Annotated in this window: 18 protein-coding genes, 2 tRNA genes and 1 pseudogene; 15 read left to right on the forward strand and 6 right to left on the reverse strand. The window is 64.0% G+C overall.

Going from position 1 to position 17,668, the window contains the following annotated elements; all coding sequences use genetic code 11:
* Position 1: 1 nt before the first annotated feature.
* A complete protein-coding gene (locus tag NWF24_RS09280; RefSeq protein ID WP_258353934.1) occupies positions 2–961 on the reverse strand; it encodes a LysR substrate-binding domain-containing protein in 960 nt (319 codons plus the stop codon).
* Positions 962–1,032: 71 nt separating this feature from the next.
* On the opposite strand from NWF24_RS09280, the gene NWF24_RS09285 reads away from it, so the two are divergent.
* From NWF24_RS09285 to NWF24_RS09310, 6 genes are all read left to right on the forward strand, one after another.
* Positions 1,033–1,950: an alpha/beta fold hydrolase gene (locus NWF24_RS09285; RefSeq protein ID WP_258353935.1), complete on the forward strand. Its 918-nt coding sequence runs from the start codon at positions 1,033–1,035 to the stop codon at positions 1,948–1,950.
* Positions 1,947–3,032, forward strand: coding sequence for a tartrate dehydrogenase (locus tag NWF24_RS09290; protein WP_093177052.1), 1,086 nt, complete (start codon positions 1,947–1,949; stop codon positions 3,030–3,032). The genes NWF24_RS09285 and NWF24_RS09290 overlap by 4 nt, the downstream gene beginning before the upstream one ends.
* Positions 3,033–3,242: 210 nt before the next feature.
* A complete protein-coding gene (locus NWF24_RS09295; RefSeq protein ID WP_007830705.1) occupies positions 3,243–3,515 on the forward strand; it encodes an HU family DNA-binding protein in 273 nt (90 codons plus the stop codon).
* Between the two features lie 29 nt (positions 3,516–3,544).
* Positions 3,545–3,620: transfer RNA gene (locus NWF24_RS09300), tRNA-Val, on the forward strand.
* 76 nt (positions 3,621–3,696) lie between these two features.
* Positions 3,697–5,613 (forward strand): SurA N-terminal domain-containing protein, encoded by a 1,917-nt coding sequence (locus tag NWF24_RS09305; RefSeq protein WP_258353936.1) that lies wholly within the window; start codon positions 3,697–3,699, stop codon positions 5,611–5,613.
* A gap of 122 nt (positions 5,614–5,735) precedes the next feature.
* Positions 5,736–6,410: a histidine phosphatase family protein gene (locus tag NWF24_RS09310; RefSeq protein ID WP_258353937.1), complete on the forward strand. Its 675-nt coding sequence runs from the start codon at positions 5,736–5,738 to the stop codon at positions 6,408–6,410.
* 24 nt (positions 6,411–6,434) lie between these two features.
* On the opposite strand, the gene NWF24_RS09315 is transcribed toward NWF24_RS09310, so the two are convergent.
* Together NWF24_RS09315 and NWF24_RS09320 are read right to left on the reverse strand one after the other, a co-directional pair.
* Entirely contained in the window at positions 6,435–6,767 is a 333-nt protein-coding gene (locus tag NWF24_RS09315; RefSeq protein ID WP_258353938.1) for a hypothetical protein, read from the reverse strand.
* Positions 6,768–6,810: 43 nt separating this feature from the next.
* Positions 6,811–7,059: a GlsB/YeaQ/YmgE family stress response membrane protein gene (locus NWF24_RS09320; RefSeq protein WP_007830716.1), complete on the reverse strand. Its 249-nt coding sequence runs from the start codon at positions 7,057–7,059 to the stop codon at positions 6,811–6,813.
* Positions 7,060–7,267: 208 nt separating this feature from the next.
* On the opposite strand from NWF24_RS09320, the gene NWF24_RS09325 reads away from it, so the two are divergent.
* From NWF24_RS09325 to NWF24_RS09335, 3 genes are all read left to right on the forward strand, one after another.
* Positions 7,268–7,900: a YbhB/YbcL family Raf kinase inhibitor-like protein gene (locus NWF24_RS09325; protein ID WP_258353939.1), complete on the forward strand. Its 633-nt coding sequence runs from the start codon at positions 7,268–7,270 to the stop codon at positions 7,898–7,900.
* 78 nt (positions 7,901–7,978) lie between these two features.
* Positions 7,979–8,054: transfer RNA gene (locus tag NWF24_RS09330), tRNA-His, on the forward strand.
* 291 nt (positions 8,055–8,345) lie between these two features.
* A complete protein-coding gene (locus NWF24_RS09335) occupies positions 8,346–8,690 on the forward strand; it encodes an H-NS histone family protein (RefSeq protein WP_258353940.1) in 345 nt (114 codons plus the stop codon).
* An 84-nt stretch (positions 8,691–8,774) separates the two neighbouring features.
* Here NWF24_RS09335 and NWF24_RS09340 read toward each other — a convergent pair whose 3' ends face one another.
* Positions 8,775–9,761, reverse strand: a complete 987-nt coding sequence (locus tag NWF24_RS09340) for an NADPH:quinone oxidoreductase family protein (protein WP_258353941.1) — start codon at positions 9,759–9,761, stop codon at positions 8,775–8,777.
* Between the two features lie 128 nt (positions 9,762–9,889).
* On the opposite strand from NWF24_RS09340, the gene surE reads away from it, so the two are divergent.
* Genes surE through rlmD form a run of 5 tightly spaced genes read left to right on the forward strand, consistent with a single transcriptional unit; the run spans position 9,890 to position 14,865 of the window.
* A complete protein-coding gene (gene surE / locus NWF24_RS09345) occupies positions 9,890–10,648 on the forward strand; it encodes a 5'/3'-nucleotidase SurE (RefSeq protein ID WP_258353942.1) in 759 nt (252 codons plus the stop codon).
* Position 10,649: 1 nt separating this feature from the next.
* Positions 10,650–11,423 (forward strand): protein-L-isoaspartate(D-aspartate) O-methyltransferase, encoded by a 774-nt coding sequence (locus tag NWF24_RS09350; protein ID WP_093177060.1) that lies wholly within the window; start codon positions 10,650–10,652, stop codon positions 11,421–11,423.
* Between the two features lie 11 nt (positions 11,424–11,434).
* Positions 11,435–12,349, forward strand: a complete 915-nt coding sequence (locus tag NWF24_RS09355) for a peptidoglycan DD-metalloendopeptidase family protein (protein WP_258353943.1) — start codon at positions 11,435–11,437, stop codon at positions 12,347–12,349.
* Positions 12,350–12,353: 4 nt separating this feature from the next.
* Positions 12,354–13,400, forward strand: coding sequence for a sigma-70 family RNA polymerase sigma factor (locus NWF24_RS09360; RefSeq protein ID WP_258353944.1), 1,047 nt, complete (start codon positions 12,354–12,356; stop codon positions 13,398–13,400).
* Between the two features lie 31 nt (positions 13,401–13,431).
* Positions 13,432–14,865, forward strand: a complete 1,434-nt coding sequence (gene rlmD / locus NWF24_RS09365; RefSeq protein ID WP_258353945.1) for a 23S rRNA (uracil(1939)-C(5))-methyltransferase RlmD — start codon at positions 13,432–13,434, stop codon at positions 14,863–14,865.
* A gap of 23 nt (positions 14,866–14,888) precedes the next feature.
* On the opposite strand, the pseudogene NWF24_RS09370 reads toward rlmD, so the two are convergent.
* A pseudogene (locus NWF24_RS09370) lies at positions 14,889–16,155 on the reverse strand (IS3 family transposase).
* A gap of 121 nt (positions 16,156–16,276) precedes the next feature.
* Positions 16,277–16,978 (reverse strand): Bax inhibitor-1/YccA family protein, encoded by a 702-nt coding sequence (locus NWF24_RS09375; protein WP_093077694.1) that lies wholly within the window; start codon positions 16,976–16,978, stop codon positions 16,277–16,279.
* 164 nt (positions 16,979–17,142) lie between these two features.
* Here NWF24_RS09375 and NWF24_RS09380 point away from each other — a divergent pair, with 164 nt between their 5' ends.
* A complete protein-coding gene (locus NWF24_RS09380; protein WP_019655898.1) occupies positions 17,143–17,550 on the forward strand; it encodes a GlcG/HbpS family heme-binding protein in 408 nt (135 codons plus the stop codon).
* The last annotated feature ends 118 nt before the right edge of the window (positions 17,551–17,668 follow it).

Below are 17,668 nucleotides of genomic sequence, written 5' to 3' on the forward strand. Positions count from 1 at the left end.
CTTAACGTGCGCCGGCCTTGCCCGGCTTCCAGGGCTCGCCGCGGAACTGTTCCACGAGGTGATCGACCAGCAGCCGCACGCGTCGCGGCGTCTTCGGCCGCCATGGTGCAATCCAGTGGATGTCTGCTTCCGCCATTGCGTATTGCGGCAGCACGCGCACGAGTTCGCCGCTCGCGAGTTGCGGTGCGATGTCCCACAGGCTGCGCAGCATGACGCCGTGCCCGGCCACGCACCAGTCGCGCACCATCTCGCCCGAATTGCTGGCCAGCGGCCCTTGAACACGCACGCGCGCCGTGCTGCCGTCGCGCGCATGGCGCAGGGTCCAGAGCGCGTACTGGCGCTGGCTGGCATCGCCGTTCTCGCGTGCGACCAGGCAATCGTGAGAAGCCAGTGCCTCGACGGTGGCTGGCGTGCCGCGGCGCTTCAGGTAACCTGGCGAAGCAGCCAGCACGCGCTGGTTGCGCGCGATGCGCCGCGAAACCCAGTCGGCCGCGTGGCGCTGCTGCACGGCCCAGAGCCAGACCGCGCCGTCGTAGCCTTCGGCGCCGAGGTCGGGCAGTTGCTCGGTCAGCATCAGCTCGATCTGCAGCGCAGGGTGCCGCGCCTGAAAGGCCGCCACCGCCGGTCCGAGCCAGCGTCGGCCGAAGCCGAACGTTGCGGCCAGGCGGACCGTGCCGGTCAACTCGTTCTGGCGTTCGCCGAGCTCGCTTTCGAGCGCGGCAAAGCCATCGAGCAGCGTTCGCGCATGCAGGCAGACCGCTTCGCCTTCAACCGTGACGCTGAGCCGCCGGGTGGTGCGGTCGAACAGGCGCTGGCCCAGGCGGGCCTCCAGCGCACCCAGCCGCTTGGTGATGACGGAGGGCACGACATCGAGCGTGGCGGCCGCACCCGCCAGGCTGCCCTGGTCGCGAATGGCCAGCACGAGCGCCAGGTCGCTGCGGTCCATCGAGGGAGAATTCATGCCAGATCGGAAAGTATGAATTGGCTGATTGTTGCTTGATGATCGAAGGGGCGCAACGCACAATCGTTCCCGTGACGGCCTCTTTTCTCTCCCTTCCCACTTTCGACATCGAGCGCAACGGCGTGCGCATCCATGGCCGCATCGGCGGGCGCGGCGCGCCCTTGCTGTTGCTGCACGGACATCCGCAGACGCACGCTATCTGGCATCGCGTGGCGCCGGCATTGATGGAGCGGTTCACGGTGGTAGCGGTCGACCTGCGCGGCTATGGCGATTCAGGCCGACCGGCAGCCGATGCCGAGCACGTGGCCTATAGCAAGCGGGAGATGGCGCTCGATGCGCTCGCGGCCATGCAGCATCACGGTTTCGAGCGCTTCGGCGTGCTGGCGCACGACCGTGGCGCGCGTGTGGCTCATCGGCTTGCGATGGACCATCCCGCGGCAGTCGAGCGCATGCTGCTGCTCGACATCGCACCCACGCTCGCGATGTACGAGCAAACCTCAGAAGCATTTGCCAAGGCCTACTGGCATTGGTTCTTCCTGATCCAGCCGCCGCCGCTGCCAGAGGCGCTGATTGCGTCCGACCCGGTGCGCTACGTGCGCAGCGTGATGGGTGGGCGGCATGCCGGCCTCGCGCCCTTTGCGCCCGAGGTGCTGGCTGAATACGAACGCTGCGCCGCCATCGCGGGCACCGCCGAATCCATCTGCGAGGACTATCGCGCCTCCGCCACCATCGACCTTGTACACGACCGCGAAGACATCGCCGCTGGCCGGCAACTGGCACAGCCGCTGCGAGTGCTGTGGGGCGAGCATGGTGCGGTCGGCAAGGCCTTCGATGTGCTCGCGCTGTGGCGCGACCGTGCCGCCGATGTGTCGGGCCGCGCCTTGCCGTGCGGCCACTACGTTCCCGAAGAGGCCCCGGACGAATTGCTCGCCGAGACCCAGGCATTCTTTCTACCTCTACAACACGCACACGCAGGAGCCAACCCATGAGCACCCACAGAATCGCAGTCATCGCCGGCGACGGCATCGGCAAGGAAACCATGCCTGAGGGCGTGCGCGTGCTGGATGCCGCGGCGCGCAAGTTCGGCATCGACCTGAAGTTCGACCACTTCGATTTCTCGAGCTGGGACTACTACGAGAAGCACGGCCAGATGCTGCCCGACAACTGGAAGGACCAGATCGGGGGGCACGATGCCATCTTCTTCGGTGCGGTCGGCTGGCCCGAGAAGATTGCCGACCACGTGTCGCTGTGGGGCTCGCTGCTGATGTTCCGCCGCGAGTTCGACCAATACGTCAACCTGCGTCCGGCACGCCTGATGCCCGGCATCATCGCCCCGGTGGTGCGGCGCGACGGCACGCCGCGCGAGCCCGGCGAGATCGACATGTACATCGTGCGCGAGAACACCGAGGGCGAATACTCCAGCATCGGCGGGCGCATGTACCAGGGCACGCCGCGCGAGATCGTGGTGCAGGAGACCGTGATGTCGCGCGTGGGCGTCGACCGGGTACTGAAGTTCGCGTTCGAGCTCGCGCAATCGCGGCCGAAGAAGCACCTGACCAGCGCCACCAAGTCGAACGGCATCTCGATCACCATGCCGTACTGGGACGAGCGCGTGGCCGAGATGGGCAAGAACTACCCGGGCATCACGCTCGACAAGTTCCACATCGACATCCTCACCGCGCACTTCGTGCAACGGCCCGACTTCTTCGACGTGGTGGTGGCGAGCAACCTGTTCGGCGACATCCTGTCGGACCTGGGCCCGGCCTGCACCGGCACCATCGGCATCGCGCCGAGCGCCAATCTCAACCCAGAGCGCACCATGCCCTCGCTGTTCGAGCCGGTGCATGGCTCGGCGCCCGACATCGCCGGCAAGGGCATCGCGAACCCCATCGGGCAGATCTGGTGCGGCGCGATGATGCTGGAGTTTCTGGGCCACAAGCAGGCGCACGACGCCATTCTTTCGACCATCGAGAAGGTGCTCGCGCCCCAAAGCGGAGCACCGCGCACCCCGGACATCGGCGGGACGGCCAGCACCAGCGACCTCGGCAAGGCGATCGCCGAGGCGCTTTGAAAAAGGAGTTCACGAAAGGCCCCTAAAATCGCGCGCTCCGCTGATCGGCATGGCTCTGTGTCTTATTGACACCCTGCAGACCAGTGGTTGTAATCCTCGCTGGCAGTGCGCTGCCGAGGCGTCAGGCCTGCCAGGCTCTTGAGTCGCACCGTTTGCGGCCAGGTCGCAGCTGACGGAAGCCGACCAACTTTTTTTCTACAAGGGGCCCTTGTGAACAAGACCGAACTGATTGAGCACATCGCAAAGAACGCCGATATTTCCAAAGCCGCAGCGACCCGTGCGCTCGAATCCACCATCGGCGCTATTCGTACCACGCTCAAAAAGGGCGGCTCCGTTTCGCTCGTCGGTTTCGGCACTTTCGCAGTAGGCAAACGCGCGGCCCGCACCGGCCGAAATCCCCGTACCGGCGACGCGATTAAAATCAAGGCAGCCAAGATCCCGAAGTTCCGTCCGGGCAAGGCGCTGAAAGACGCGCTGAACTAAGACGTTAGACTCGGAAAGTATTCCCGGTGGGGTGCTTAGCTCAGTTGGTAGAGCGGCGCCCTTACAAGGCGTAGGTCGGGGGTTCGAGCCCCTCAGCACCCACCACCACCAGATGCAAAGGCGAACACCAGTTCGCCTTTTTTATTGCCGTCCGACAGCCGTCGAAAAAGAGTGTTCAAGCATGTTTGATTTCTTCCGCAAGTACAACAAGATCGTCATGATTTTCTTGTTCTTGCTGATCATTCCCTCGTTCGTGCTCTTCGGTGTCGAGCGCTACCAGGGCTCCGGTCGCGACGAGAAGGTAGCCCGCATCGAGGGCCACGACATCACGAAGCCCGAATGGGATCAGCAGCACCGCGTTGAGACCGATCGCATTCGCCAGCAATCGCCCAACGTCGACCCGACGCTGCTCGACTCCGATGCCTTGCGCTACGCCACTCTGGAGCGCATGGTGCGCGACCGCGTGCTGGCCGCAGCGGCTGCCAAGGCCAACATGACGGTGTCTGAAGACCGCCTGTCGCGCATGTTCGCGCAGGACACGGGCCTGGCTGCGTTCCGTACGCCCGACGGCAAGTTCGACCGCGAGGCTTTCCAGCGTGTGACCGGTCGCACGCCTGAGCAGTACGAAGCGTCGGTGCGTTCCGACATGGCAACGCAGCAGGTGCTGCTGGGCATTTCGGGCACGACCTTCACGCCGCCGGCACTGGCCGCCACCACCATCAACGCCTTCTACGACAGCCGCGAAATCCAGGTGGCCCGTTTCAGCCCCGAGAGCTTCGCATCGAAGGTGACGGTGAGCGATGCCGACATCGAGACCTACTACAAGGACCACACGGCACAGTTCCAGGCGCCCGAGCAGGCCAGCATCGAGTACCTCGTGCTCGACCTTGAGGCGGCCAAGAAGAACGTCGTCGTGAACGAGGCCGACCTCAAGACCTATTACGAACAGAACGCCTCGCGCTTCGGCACCAAGGAAGAGCGCCGCGCCAGCCACATCCTGATCACCGCGCCAGCCAGCATGTCCGCCGCCGACCGCGAAAAGGCCAAGGCCAAGGCTGAGCAACTGCTGGCCGATGTGAAGAAGGCGCCCAACACCTTCGCTGAAGTCGCGCGCAAGAATTCGCAAGACCCCGGTTCGGCAGAGAAGGGCGGCGACCTCGACTTCGTGACGAAGGGCGCCATGGTCAAGCCTTTCGAGGACGCGATGTTCGCGCTCAAGAAAGGCGAGATCAGCAGCGTCGTCGAAACCGAATTCGGCTACCACATCATTCACCTGACTGACATCAAGCCGGCCGTGGTGCCACCCTTCGAGCAAGTGCGCGCGACCATCGAGAACGACATGCGCTCGCAGCAGGCGACACAGGAGTTCGCGAAGGCTGCCGAGGCATTCACCGATGCGGTCTACCAGTCGCCCGAGAGCCTCAAGCCGGCCGCCGACAAGCTGAAGCTCACGATCAAGACAGCCGACAACGTCGCGCGCCTGCCTGCACCGGGCGCCACCGGTCCGCTGGCCAGCCGCAACTTCCTGAGCGCGCTGTTCGCCGCCGACTCGCTCGACCGCAAGCAGAACACCGAAGCGATTGAAGTCGGCCCCAGCCAGCTCGCATCGGGCCGCGTGACGAAGTACGCGCCGGCGCACCCGGTGCCGCTGGCCGACGTGAAGGACAAGATCCGTGCGCAGCTCGTCACCGAGCGCGCCGCGGTGCTGGCCAAGACCGAGGGCGAAGCCAAGCTCGCCGCGTGGACCGCCAAGGCGGACGGTGCGACCTTCGGTGCACCCGTGACGGTGTCGCGCCGCGACGCGCAATCGCAGCCGCTGCCGGTCATCGACGCCGCGCTGCGTGCGGATGGCTCCAAGCTGCCCGCGATTGTGGGCGTGGACCTCGGCGCGCAGGGCTATTCCGTGGTCCGCGTGACCAAGATTGTTCCCCGCACGCCGCCGCCGCCCGAGCTCGCAAAGCAGGAGCAGGCGCAGGTCGGCCAATCCGTGGCCGCGGCTGAAGATGCCGCCTACTACAACATGCTGAAAGACCGCTTCAAGGCTGAGATCCTGGTGCCGAAGCCAGCGGAGACGCTGCCGCAAGCCGCAGGCCGCTGAGACACACGGAACACCGCCAGACAAAGCCCGAGCCATTCAATGGCTCGGGCTTTTTTCATGGCCGCGCGAACCCGTCGCACGAGGGACAAGCGGCGTCTTCGCTTCTTGCCAGAATCCCGTGCATGGGAACCCTCTACCTCGTGCGCCACGGACAGGCCAGCTTTGGCGCTGCCGACTATGACAACCTGAGTGAACTCGGACACCGGCAGGCTGTTCGCCTCGGTGAGTACTGGCGTGAGCGCGGCATGAAGTTCGATGCTGTCATCACCGGCACGTTGAAGCGCCATCGCCAGACCTGGGAAGGCATCGCCAAGGGCCTTGGTCTCGAGCGCGACGACGTACTGCCGTGGCCTGGCCTCAACGAGTACGACAGCGAAGCGGTCATCGCCACCATCCACCAAGGCAAGCTGCAGAAGCCCGACTCGCCCGAGATGTACCGTCACCACTTCCGCCTGCTGCGCGAAGGGTTGAGCGCGTGGATGCAGGGCAAGACGGCGCCGGTCGGCATGCCGAGCTATGTCGACTTTCTGGCCGGCGTGACGACGGCGCTCGACCATGTGCGTGACAAGCACCATGGCGCGAAGGTGCTGGTGGTGTCGAGCGGGGGGCCGATCAGTACGGCGGTGGGGCATGTGCTCGGCACGAGCGCCGAGACGACGATTGAACTCAACCTGCGCATCCGCAACACGTCGGTGACCGAGTTCGCCTTCACGCCCAAGCGGCACATGCTTGTGACCTACAACACGCTGCCGCACCTGGATGGTCCGGCGTATGAAGACTGGATCACCTACTCCTGAAGGCCGCTCCTCAGGCCTGTCGCATCAGGCCTGCCAGACGCCGTAGCCGGCCTTGCGCAGCGCGATGCCGAGGTCGACCTCCATCAGGCGCGCGTCCTCGTAAGTCATCGGGTTGTAGCGCTCGTAGAGTGCGGGCAGCAAGCGAAGGCCGAACTCCTGCACGAAGCTGTTGGCCTGGATGCCGGCCTTGTGCTTGTCGAAACGGATGTCGGGGTCCAGGCCGGTCATGCCGACATAGACGAAGGGCTTGCCGAGTTGGTAGTCGGGATTGGCGCGCCTGAAGCGGCCGTTGTTCCATACGCGGTCGTCGAGTTCGACCACATAGACATGATGCTTGGCGCGTGGTTTGCGGGGCATCACAGTGGCCGTGCGCGCGGAGCGGCACGGCCCCTTTTTCGCATCAGCTCTTGCGCTTGATCAGGCCGTAGATGATGAGCAGCACGATAGCGCCCAGCACGGAGGCGATGAAGCCAGCGCCCTGGCCGGCGGTGTACCAGCCCAGCGACTGGCCGACGTACGTGACGATCAGCGAGCCTGCGACGCCAATGATGGTGGTGACGATGAAGCCCGCGGAGTCGTCGCCCGGCTTGACGGCCCGTGCCACAAGTCCCACGACGAACCCGATCAGAATAGTCCAGACGATGCTCATGAAGAAATTCCTTTGGTGGTGAAGTGGTGGAGGTGGCCGGAAGCCATGCCCGTCTGCGCGGGCCGCAATCATGATAGCGGAGCGATATGCGTGTCGGTGCCGGCGATGCACATCGAACAGGCGCGCGAGAATTTGTGCCGGACTTCGTGACGTGGAGGCTGCGCCGCGTCCTACAGGACCGCTGCCAGCGCCGCGATACACCGTTCGCATGCTCGAAAAACTGCCCGAAGTCATTGGCCAGGCGCTGCAGGGTGTGCGCGCCGGCTTGGACAACATCGTCTTCAACACTCTCGGTATGCGGGAAGGGATGGCCTCCATTGCGCTCACCAGTGTGGCCTTTGCGGACCATGCGCCGCTGCCGAGGCGTTATACCGCTGATGGCGAAGGCGTCTCGCCGCCGCTTCAGTGGACCGGCTTGCCGGCTGGCGCGGCGTCGTTGCTGCTGATCGTGGAGGACGCCGATTCACCCACGCCGAATCCGCTGGTGCATGCCATCGTGGTGAATCTTGCGGCGGACAGCGGGGCGCTGGCCGAGGCCGCCATTCCCAGTCAGGGCAATGAGGGCGCGGGATTGCACGTTGGGCGCAATTCGACACTGCAGGCAGCTTGGCTGCCGCCCGACCCGCCTCCTGGGCACGGGGTCCATCGGTACGCGTTCCAGTTGTTTGCGCTTGGAAGCGTTCCGGAGCTTTCAGAAACGCCCGGCCGTGACGAAATCGTCGATGCCTTGCGCGAACACGCTAATGCCAGTGGTCTGTTGATCGGCACCCATGAGCGATCCGATGGCTCGATCAGGATCCAGGAAGGCGTGACCCCGGGCGGGCCAATGGCGGCTGGGTGAAAATGTGGCTTTCAAGCCTCTCCGTTGATTGCTGCCGTCAAAACCGCGATTTTTAACGCTACAATCGTAGGCTCTGCGGTGGCTGTAGCTCAGCTGGTAGAGTCCCAGATTGTGATTCTGGTCGTCGTGGGTTCGAGTCCCATCAGCCACCCCAAAAAATATCTCATATCTCCTTTGTGCTATTGCGCAATAGCGCTCAAAGGATCACAGCGCCGGGCTTGCCCCGGCGTTGCCATTTCTGGCCGCCGCAACTTCTTCTTCTGCCTGCGCGCCGCGGACTCTTTTCCCCATCTCACTCGCATATAACGCGTCCAAAGTGGTGCGCTTTACGTTGCGAGTTGTTGCATTAATGCAATGCGCCGCCAATTTTTTCGCGCGGTAAGGTACTTGTGGCAAATGTAAACTGAATTAAAATCCACCCGTTTTCAATTTCAGGAGTCCAACAATGGCTTCGACCCTCGCCGATATCAATTCCCAGATCAAGAAGCATGACGAGCAGATTGCGCAATTGCGCAAGCAGGCCGAAGACCTGCGCAACCAGGAACGCGCAGGCGTGGTTGAAGAGTTGCGCAAGAAGATCGCCGAATACGGTTTGACTGCTTCCGATCTGAAACTTACCGGCCGTGTGGGCGCGGCCAAGCGCAGTGCGGGAACCGCTCCGGCCAAGGCTGCCGCCAAATACCGTGGCCCGACCGGCGAAACCTGGTCTGGTGGCCGTGGCCGCAAGCCGCGTTGGGTGACTGAGGCATTGGCTGCGGGCAAGTCGCTTTCCGATTACGAGATCAAGTAAGTGCCCCTGTTTTCACTGGGCAGGTGCCCAATAAAAAAGCCCGCATGCGCGGGCTTTTTTATTGGGCGTTGAGGGGTGACGCGCTCAGTTCACCATCACCAGTTTTCCTTTAACGCCGCGCGAACCCATGTGGGCGTATGCGGCCTTCAATTCCGCCATCGGCATCGTGCTGTCGATCACTGGCTTGATCTTTCCCTGGCCGTACCAGTGCGCCAATTCCGCCATCATCTGTGCATTGGCCTTGGGCTCGCGCCTGGCGAAATCGCCCCAGAACACGCCGACCAGCGAAGCGCCTTTCAGCAGCGTCAGATTCAATGGCAGCGACGGAATCGGGCCGGACGCAAAACCGACGACCAAATAACGGCCGCGCCAGCCGATGGAGCGAAAGACCGGCTCTGCAAAATCGCCGCCCACCGGGTCGTAAATGACATCCGGCCCTTTGCCGTCGGTGGCGGCCTTGATGGCGTCGCGAAAACCGTTGGGCAGTGCATGCGTCGTGTAGTTGATCGTCGCGTCGGCGCCGATGGAACGGCAAAGTTCGCATTTCTCATCGGTGGAGGCCGCTGCGATCACTTTGGCTCCTGCAGCCTTTGCGATCTGGATGGCCGCCGTGCCCACGCCGCCGGCGGCGCCGAGTACCAGCACGGTTTCGCCGGCCTTGAGTTGCGCGCGGTCCATCAGTGCATGCCACGATGTGGCATAGATCATGATGAAAGCCGCTGCATCGACGTGGCCGAAGCCTTCAGGCAGTGGCATGCACAGCGCGGCTGGCGCCAGCGTGTGAGTGCCGAAGCCGCCAGTGCCCGAAAGGCAGGCCACGTTCTGCCCGACCTTGAGGTGCGTGACACCATCGCCGACCGCCTGGATGACGCCCGCATATTCGGAGCCCGGCACGAAGGGCAGGGGCGGCTTCATCTGGTATTTGTTCTGCACGATCAGCAGATCGGGGAAGTTCAGGCTTGCCGCCTTGATTTCGATCAGCACCTGACCCGGGCCCGGTGTCGGTGTCGGCAGTTCTTTCCAGGTCAGCGCGTCGACGCCGGTGGGGTTTTCGCAAAGCCATGCGTGCATGCTCGAGTCTCCTTCGGGTAGGTAATGTTCGGCCAATGAATGCGGGCGATGATAGGTGGCGCGGTGGGGTGGGCTTGTCCCTGCTGCGACGCACCCGACGCCTACAATCTGAGCGCATCCAGGACACCATGAAGATACTAATTTCCAACGACGATGGCTTTCAGGCGCCGGGCATCGTCGCGCTGTACGACGCACTCAAGGACATCGCCGAGGTCGAGGTGGTTGCACCCGAGCACAACAACAGCGCCAAGTCGAACGCGCTGACCCTGGCGGCACCGCTGTACGTGCGCGAGGCACACAACGGTTTTCGCTATGTGACCGGCACTCCGGCCGACTGCGTGCACATCGCGCTCAAGGGCCTGCTCGACTATCGGCCCGACCTGGTGGTCTCCGGTATCAACAACGGCGCCAACATGGGCGACGACACCATCTATTCAGGCACGGTCGGCGCGGCGATGGAGGCTTATCTGTTCGGCATTCCGGCCATTGCCTTCTCGCAGATCGAAAAAGGCTGGGCGCACGTAGATGCAGCCGCCCAGGTGGCGCGCCGGCTGGTGCTGCAGATCGAGCGCGAACGCATGCTCGAAGGCGGTGCCTTCCTGCTCAACGTGAACGTGCCGAACCTGCCTTTCGACGAATTGAGGCCCGTCAAGGTCTGCCGGCTCGGCCGTCGCCATGCGGCAGAGAAGGTGATCACGCAGGACAGTCCGCGCGGCGAAACCATGTACTGGATCGCCGGCGCGGGCGGTGCCAAGGACAGCGGTGAAGGCACCGACTTCCATGCCACTGCAGCCGGCCACATCGCGCTGACACCACTGCAGATCGACCTGACCGACCACGCCAACCTCGGCCAATGGCGCGAGACGGTGGCCCGTCTCGGCAACTGACATGGCCACACAGCGGCCCAGTTTCCCCGTTCGCCTGACACCTACTGCTTCAGCCGCCACGCGTGGGCGCATGCCCGCCGTGCCGGCCAAGCCCTTGGTGCACTCCACGCCCTCGATGGCGTCCGATGCCGTGCGCGCGCGCATGGTGCAGAGGCTTGCGGCACAAGGTATTTCCGATCCGCGCGTTCTGCGCGCGATGGGCGCCGTGGAGCGGCATCGTTTCGTCGACAGCGCACTGGTCAACCAGGCCTACGAGGACACGAGCCTGCCGATCGGGTTGGGGCAGACCATATCAAAGCCCAACGTTGTGGCCCGCATGATCGAGCTGCTGATGGGCGCACCCGCACTGGCAGGAAAGCCGCAGGACAAGCTGGGCCGCGTGCTCGAGATCGGCACTGGTTGCGGTTACCAGGCGGCCGTGCTGAATCATGTGGCTACCGAGGTCTACAGCATCGAGCGCCTGCGTGGCCTGCACGAGCGAGCGCGCGCCAACCTGCGGCACTTCCGGCTGGCCACGGTGCACCTGATGCTGGGCGACGGGATGATCGGCTATGCCAAGGGCGCGCCCTATGCCGGCATCATTGCTGCGGCAGGCGGCGAGGCGGTGCCCGAGGCCTGGATTGCGCAGCTCGCGGTGGGCGGCCGCATCGTGGCGCCAACCCAATCAGCGAGTGGTGGTCAAGCCCTTGTCGTCATCGACAAGACCTCGCGGGGACTGGAGCGGCTCATTCTTGAGGCGGTTCACTTTGTCCCCCTAAAATCAGGTATCGCTTGAAGGAATAACAAATGCAGGGTTTTGGCAATCGGAGTTGGTTCGCTGGCGTCACGTTGGCCTTTGTGCTCGTGATCGCGGGCTGTTCCACACCGCGTGGGCCGGCACCGGTCGAAGACCGCGGCACCATGACGCGCGCGCCAGGCGCAACAGTGCCCGGCGGCCCGCCCATCACCACAGATGCCAACGGCAAGCCACTCGCCGGCATCGAAAACTATGGCAAGCCTGGCTACTACGCCGTGCGCCCGGGCGACACGATCCGCCGCATCGGCAATGAAACCGGCCAGCGTTGGCAGGACATCGTTCGCTGGAACAACATCGATAACCCGGACCTGATCGAAGTCGGCCAGGTGCTGCGCGTGATTCCGCCAGTTGGCTCGGGAACGGCTGTTGCGGCCGCGCCTGCGACACCGCCTGCCACCTCTTCCGAAGGTGCGGTCACGAAGCCTGTGACGCCGCAGCCTGCGGTGGTGCCTACGACGCCTGCCAGCGGTGCGAGCAAACCGCCGGCCCCGGTTACGGCTTCACCGGCCAGTCCTGGCAGTGGCAACTCGGGTGATGAAGACCTCGGCTGGATCTGGCCCGCCAGCGGTTCGCTGATCGCAGGTTTCGACGAAGCCAAGAACAAGGGCTACGACATCAGCGGCAAGGCGGGCGACCCCGTGCTGGCCGCCGCCGACGGTCGTGTGGTCTATGCAGGTGCGGGTCTGCGTGGCTACGGCAACCTGATCATCCTGAAGCACAACAACACCTACCTCACGGCGTATGCGCACAACCAGACGCTGCTCGTGAAGGAAGACCAGTCGGTTCAGAAGGGCCAGAAAATCGCCGAGATGGGCAACAGCGATGCTGATCGCGTGAAGCTGCATTTCGAGATCCGCCGTCAAGGCAAGCCCGTCGATCCCTCGCGCTACCTGCCCGGCCGGTGATGCCATGGCTGCCTCCCGCCCCCGCCGCACGCTGTTGCCAGTGCGCGGGTCGGCGGGCAGGGGCAGCAGCCCGTCTTCCAGCAACGGTCAGCGCGAGTTCGCGAGCGAGAGCGCTGGTCCGCCGGAAGAAGGCGTAGATCCGTCGTCGACAGACACCGCGCTGCCCAATGGCGTCGCGGGCGAACTGATTGGCGGGGAGGGCGCTGATGCGCTGACCATCTACCTGCGCCAGGTCCGGCGCACCGAGCTCTTCACGCCCGCACAGGAATACCAGACCGCATGCGCCGCGCGGGCCGGCGACTTCGCGGCACGGCAATCGATGATCGAGCACAACCTGCGGCTCGTGGTCAACATCGCCAAGAGCTACCTGGGTCGGGGCGTGCCGCTGTCCGACCTCATCGAGGAGGGCAATCTTGGCCTGATGCATGCCATCACCAAGTTCGAGCCCGAACGCGGCTTTCGCTTTTCCACGTATGCGACCTGGTGGATCCGCCAGTCCGTCGAGCGCGCCGTCATGACGCAGGCGCGTGCGATCCGGTTGCCGGTGCACGTGGTGCGCGAGCTGCAGCAGGTTCTGAGGGCTCGCCGCACGCTCGAAGGCGACGCCGAATTCCTTGCGCATCGGCCCGACGGTGTGCGCGTGGAAGACATTGCCGCGCTGCTGGGCCGCGAGGTGCAGGCGGTGGCTGACCTGCTGGCCCTGTCCGAAGCCCCGCGTTCGCTGGATGCGGGCGATTCCCGCGGAGACGAGGGCTTCACGCTGGCCGATACCGTGGCTTCTGAAGACGAGCAGAGTAGTCCGACTGGCGTGGCGCACACGCACGAGGTGGAACGCCTGCTCGACCAATGGGTGCACGCCCTCGATGCACGCGAACGCGAGGTGCTGGAAGGGCGCTATGGCCTGCACGACCGCGAGCCCGAAACACTGGAGGTGCTGAGCGTGCGCCTTGGCCTCACACGTGAGCGTGTGCGGCAGATCCAGAACGAGGCGCTCGCCAAGATGCGCCGCCAATTGGCCCGTTCGGGTGTGGGGCGCGACGCGCTGTTCTAGAGACCCCCGTCCACGCTGAGACAATCGGGGGATGACGGAATCCATCGAAGAAAAGAAAGTCCCCACGAATCCCGGCGAAGAATGGCTGCAGGTCGAGTCTCTCGACCTCGATGCGCAGGGCGTGGCGCACAAGGCCGACGGCATGGTCGTGTTCATCGAAGGCGCATTGCCTTTCGAGGAAGTGCAGTTCAATGTCCATCGCCGCAAGAACAACTGGGAGCAGGGCACGGTCACAACCATCCGCCGCGAATCGTCGCAGCGGGTGCGCCCGGGCTGCCCGCATTTCGGCCTGCACACGGGCGCTTGCGGCGGCTGCAAGATGCAGCACCTGGACGCGGCCGCCCAGGTGGCCGTGAAGCAGCGCGCACTGGAAGACAACCTGTGGCACCTCGGCAAGGTCAAGCCCGAAAACCTGCTGCGGCCGCTCGAAGGGCCGGCCTGGCACTACCGCTACCGCGCGCGCCTCTCGGTGCGCCACGTGGTCAAGAAGGGCACGGTGCTGATCGGTTTTCACGAGCGCAAGAGCCGCTACCTGGCCGACATGCAGGTGTGCCCGGTGCTGCCGAAGCAGGTCAGCGAGATGCTGATGCCGCTGCGCGCGTTGATCGGTTCGATGGACGCGCGCGAGACATGCCCGCAGATCGAGCTGGCCTGCGGCGACGCACCTGATTCCACGCGGCTCGGCACGATCGCCCTGGTGCTGCGTCACCTCGAGCCGCTCTCGCGTGCGGACATTGACCGGTTGAGGGCTTTTGCCGCGAATAACGAAGGCGTTCAGTGGTGGCTGCAGGCCAAGGGGCCGGAAACCGTGAAGTTGCTGGAAGAGGGCGGCACGCCGCTGGCCTATCGGCTGCCTGAATTTGGCGTCACGATGCCGTTCAAGCCCACCGATTTCACGCAGGTCAATCCGCACATCAATCGGGCGCTGGTGGGCAAGGCACTGCGCCTGCTCGATGTGCAACAGCACGAGCGCGTGATCGACTGGTTCTGCGGCCTCGGCAACTTCACCCTGCCGCTGGCGAGCAAGGCGCGCGAGGTGCTGGGCATCGAGGGCAGCGACACGCTGGTGGCGCGCGCCACCGACAACTTCAAGCGAAATCAGCCCGCAACGCCGGCCCGCCGTGCGTTGTCATCTGCAACCTTCGTGGCGCGCAATCTGTTCGACATGACGCCGGAGATGCTGGTGGCCGATGGCAGCGCTGACAAGTGGCTGGTCGATCCACCGCGCGAAGGCGCATTCGCGTTGGCCAAGGCCATGGCCGATCTCCACCAGCAGCCCGAGTTGCGCACCGATGGCTGGACGCCGCCCAAGCGCATCGTGTACGTGAGCTGCAATCCGTCGACGCTCGCGCGTGACGCCGGCTTGCTGGTGCATCAGGCGGGCTACCGCTGCACCTTCGCGGGGGTGGTCAACATGTTCCCGCACACCGCGCACGTCGAGTCGATCGCGGTCTTCGAACTGTGACCCGTCCTGCCATAGGTTGACACCTATGAAGGACTCACAACCGGCGTGATCCAGCCGGCCAGAGACGCCCGATGAACCTCATCGGGCGTTTTCAATTTTAGGGACTGGTGCGGTCTCTCCTGGTTGTAGATCTGCACGGCCTGCTGGACCATCCGGCTGGCTTGGGCCAGATCGGCCGGTGCAGCAGGAACTCCATCTTCAAGATCCCGTTGACTCGCTCGGCCAGCGCGTTCTGGTAGCAGTCGTAGCCATCGGTCATCGAGCAGGCGATGCCGTGGCGCCGATGAATCTCCTGATAGTCGTTGGAGCAGTACTGGATGCCCCTGTCTGAGTGATGCACAAGCATTTGCCGCGTCTGCCGGCCCTTGAGCGCTACCTTCAGCGCCCGGCTGACCTGCTCGGTGTGCAGGCTGTGGTGCACGTGATGGCCCACGATCTTGCGCGACCACGCATCCGTGACCAGGCTGAGATAGACGAACCCTTGGTCGGTGGGCAAGTACGTGATGTCTGCCACCCATACCTGTTCGCTGGCAGTCGCTCGAACCTGATGCGGCCCCTCCTTGAGCAAGTTGGGATGGCGTCGGAATCGATGATGGCTGTCGGTGGTCTTGTGATACGCCCGCTTGGGCGCCACCAGCATGCGAGCCTCGCGCAGCACGTCCAGTAGCGCATCGCGCCCCAGGCTCGCGCCGGCGTGCTGCAGCGGCTGCTTGAGCAGATGGTGCAGCTTGCGCGCGCCCAACCGGGGCTGGCGCAGGCGAACGCCGCGAACGAGCTCGATCACGGTGTCGGCACGCGCACAGCGTTGCTGCTGATGCTGCAACTGCTGGTAGTAGGCCTGGCGGCTGACGCCCCAATGGCGGCAAGCCCTCACCACGCTCAGCCCCGGGAGGAGCTTTTGCGAGAGGACTTGCCCGAAGGCTTTTTTACGATGCGCACCCCGTAGTCCTTCTTCAGGACATCGATCACCGCCTCGAACAGTTGGGCCTTCTCGTTGGCTTCGCGAAGTTGGACTTCCAGGGCCTTGATCTTCTGTTCGGGAGTCAGCGGTGCAGCAGGTGCAGATGAGAGCTTCTTGATCGGTACTGGCATGGCAAGCCCAGATGATGCCGAACTCCAGTTCTGGCGGCCATGCTTGCGCAGCCACACCAGCACGGTCGAGCGGCCCTGGATGCCGTAGCGCTCCTGGGCCTGTTTGTACGTGAGTTCGCCTTTTTCTACCTGCTCGACCACCGACAGCTTAAAAGCCAGCGTGTAGTCCCGCTGCGTGCGTTTGACGCTTGATTCCATTGACTTGCCTTTTCTTGAGGGAAAAGGTGTCAACCCAGGTCAGGACGGGTCACTGGAATGAAAAAGGGCCCCTCGGGGCCCTTTGTTCTGGCGAGCGCGACTCGCTCGCTCTTTCATTCGTTCAGTCGCGCTCGCCGCCGAAGATGCCCAGCAGCGCCAGCAGGCTCTGGAACACGTTGAACAGGTCGAGGTACAGCGCGAGCGTGGCGCTGATGTAGTTGGTTTCGCCGCCGTCCATGATCTGCTTCAGGTCATAGAGCATATAGGCCGAGAAGATGCCGATGGCAGCCACCGAAATGACCAGCATGCCTGTGGTCGAGCCGACGAACACGTTGATGATGGCGCCGAACATCAGCACCAGTGCACCGACGAACAGGAACTTGCCCATGCCCGACAGGTCGCGCTTGATGACCGTGGCCAGCGAGGCCATCACGAGGAACACGCCGGCGGTGCCGCCGAAGGCCGTCATGATGAGTTCCGAGCCATTCTTGAAGCCGAGCACCATCGCGATCAGCCGCGACAGCATCAGGCCCATGAAGAAGGTGAAGGCCAGCAGCACCGGCACGCCGGCGGCGGAGTTCTTGGTTTTCTCGATGGCGAACATGAAGCCGAAGGCGCCTCCGAGGAAGACGATGAGGCCCAGGCCACCGGTGAGCGAGCGGGTGATGCCGGTGCTCACGCCGACCCAGGCGCCCAGCACGGTGGGCAGCATGCTCAGTGCGAGCAGCCAGTAGGTGTTGCGCAGCACGCGCTGGCGTTCAGCCTGCGCCAGCGGCTGGCCGTAGCCTGTTGAAGTATCTAGGGTGGTAACGCGGTCGTTCATGGCCGGAGCTCCTGTGATTGCTGCAATGACGCAGTTGGGCGCATTCTAGGGGGCTGCAAGAGGGGGTGTCGCAAAGACCGTATGCGGGGTGTTCTCAAGCCCTGAAGACACCCCTGGCAGCATGGCCGTTATGCTGTCGGATTTTCACGCAAACTGAGCTCATCATGAAGACCAAATCTTTCCTCGAACTCGCCGATGTCAAGGCCATTGCCGCAGCGGCTGAAGCCGAGGCCCTCAAGAACAACTGGGCGGTGACCATAGCGATCTCGGACGACGCCGGCAACCTGCTCTGGCTGCAGCGTCTGGACGGCGCCGCGGCGCTGTCTTCGCACATTGCTCCTGCCAAGGCACACACGGCAGCCATGGGCCGGCGCGAAAGCAAGGTCTATGAAGACATCATCAACGGCGGCCGCACGGCGTTCCTGACGGCGCCCGAAGTGCAGGGCCTGCTCGAAGGCGGCGTGCCGATCGTCAAGGATGGCCATGTGATCGGCGCGGTCGGCGTGAGCGGCGTGAAGTCGAATGAAGATGCGCAGATTGCCAAGGCTGGTATTGCTGCTCTCGGCCTCTGAGTTTTCTTCCGCAAAAAGCAAAACGCCGACTTCGAGGTCGGCGTTTTCTTTTGGGCTGCTTCAGCGTGAAAAAAAGCTTGGCTAGTCGGCGAACCGTTGGCTAGCAAAAAACGACCCT

This window comes from Variovorax paradoxus, assembly GCF_024734665.1.
Lineage (GTDB): Bacteria > Pseudomonadota > Gammaproteobacteria > Burkholderiales > Burkholderiaceae_C > Variovorax.

Excerpts from the sequence above, each read along its gene's own strand:
- NWF24_RS09280 (WP_258353934.1), bottom strand. The coding sequence starts at position 961 with ATGAATTCTCCCTCGATGGACCGCAGCGACCTGGCGCTCGTGCTGGCC.
- NWF24_RS09290 (WP_093177052.1), top strand. The coding sequence starts at position 1,947 with ATGAGCACCCACAGAATCGCAGTCATCGCCGGCGACGGCATCGGCAAG.
- NWF24_RS09305 (WP_258353936.1), top strand. The coding sequence starts at position 3,697 with ATGTTTGATTTCTTCCGCAAGTACAACAAGATCGTCATGATTTTCTTG.
- NWF24_RS09310 (WP_258353937.1), top strand. The coding sequence starts at position 5,736 with ATGGGAACCCTCTACCTCGTGCGCCACGGACAGGCCAGCTTTGGCGCT.
- NWF24_RS09315 (WP_258353938.1), bottom strand. The coding sequence starts at position 6,767 with ATGCCCCGCAAACCACGCGCCAAGCATCATGTCTATGTGGTCGAACTC.
- NWF24_RS09320 (WP_007830716.1), bottom strand. The coding sequence starts at position 7,059 with ATGAGCATCGTCTGGACTATTCTGATCGGGTTCGTCGTGGGACTTGTG.
- NWF24_RS09325 (WP_258353939.1), top strand. The coding sequence starts at position 7,268 with ATGCTCGAAAAACTGCCCGAAGTCATTGGCCAGGCGCTGCAGGGTGTG.
- NWF24_RS09335 (WP_258353940.1), top strand. The coding sequence starts at position 8,346 with ATGGCTTCGACCCTCGCCGATATCAATTCCCAGATCAAGAAGCATGAC.
- NWF24_RS09340 (WP_258353941.1), bottom strand. The coding sequence starts at position 9,761 with ATGCACGCATGGCTTTGCGAAAACCCCACCGGCGTCGACGCGCTGACC.
- surE (WP_258353942.1), top strand. The coding sequence starts at position 9,890 with ATGAAGATACTAATTTCCAACGACGATGGCTTTCAGGCGCCGGGCATC.
- NWF24_RS09350 (WP_093177060.1), top strand. The coding sequence starts at position 10,650 with ATGGCCACACAGCGGCCCAGTTTCCCCGTTCGCCTGACACCTACTGCT.
- NWF24_RS09355 (WP_258353943.1), top strand. The coding sequence starts at position 11,435 with ATGCAGGGTTTTGGCAATCGGAGTTGGTTCGCTGGCGTCACGTTGGCC.
- NWF24_RS09360 (WP_258353944.1), top strand. The coding sequence starts at position 12,354 with ATGGCTGCCTCCCGCCCCCGCCGCACGCTGTTGCCAGTGCGCGGGTCG.
- rlmD (WP_258353945.1), top strand. The coding sequence starts at position 13,432 with ATGACGGAATCCATCGAAGAAAAGAAAGTCCCCACGAATCCCGGCGAA.
- NWF24_RS09375 (WP_093077694.1), bottom strand. The coding sequence starts at position 16,978 with ATGAACGACCGCGTTACCACCCTAGATACTTCAACAGGCTACGGCCAG.
- NWF24_RS09380 (WP_019655898.1), top strand. The coding sequence starts at position 17,143 with ATGAAGACCAAATCTTTCCTCGAACTCGCCGATGTCAAGGCCATTGCC.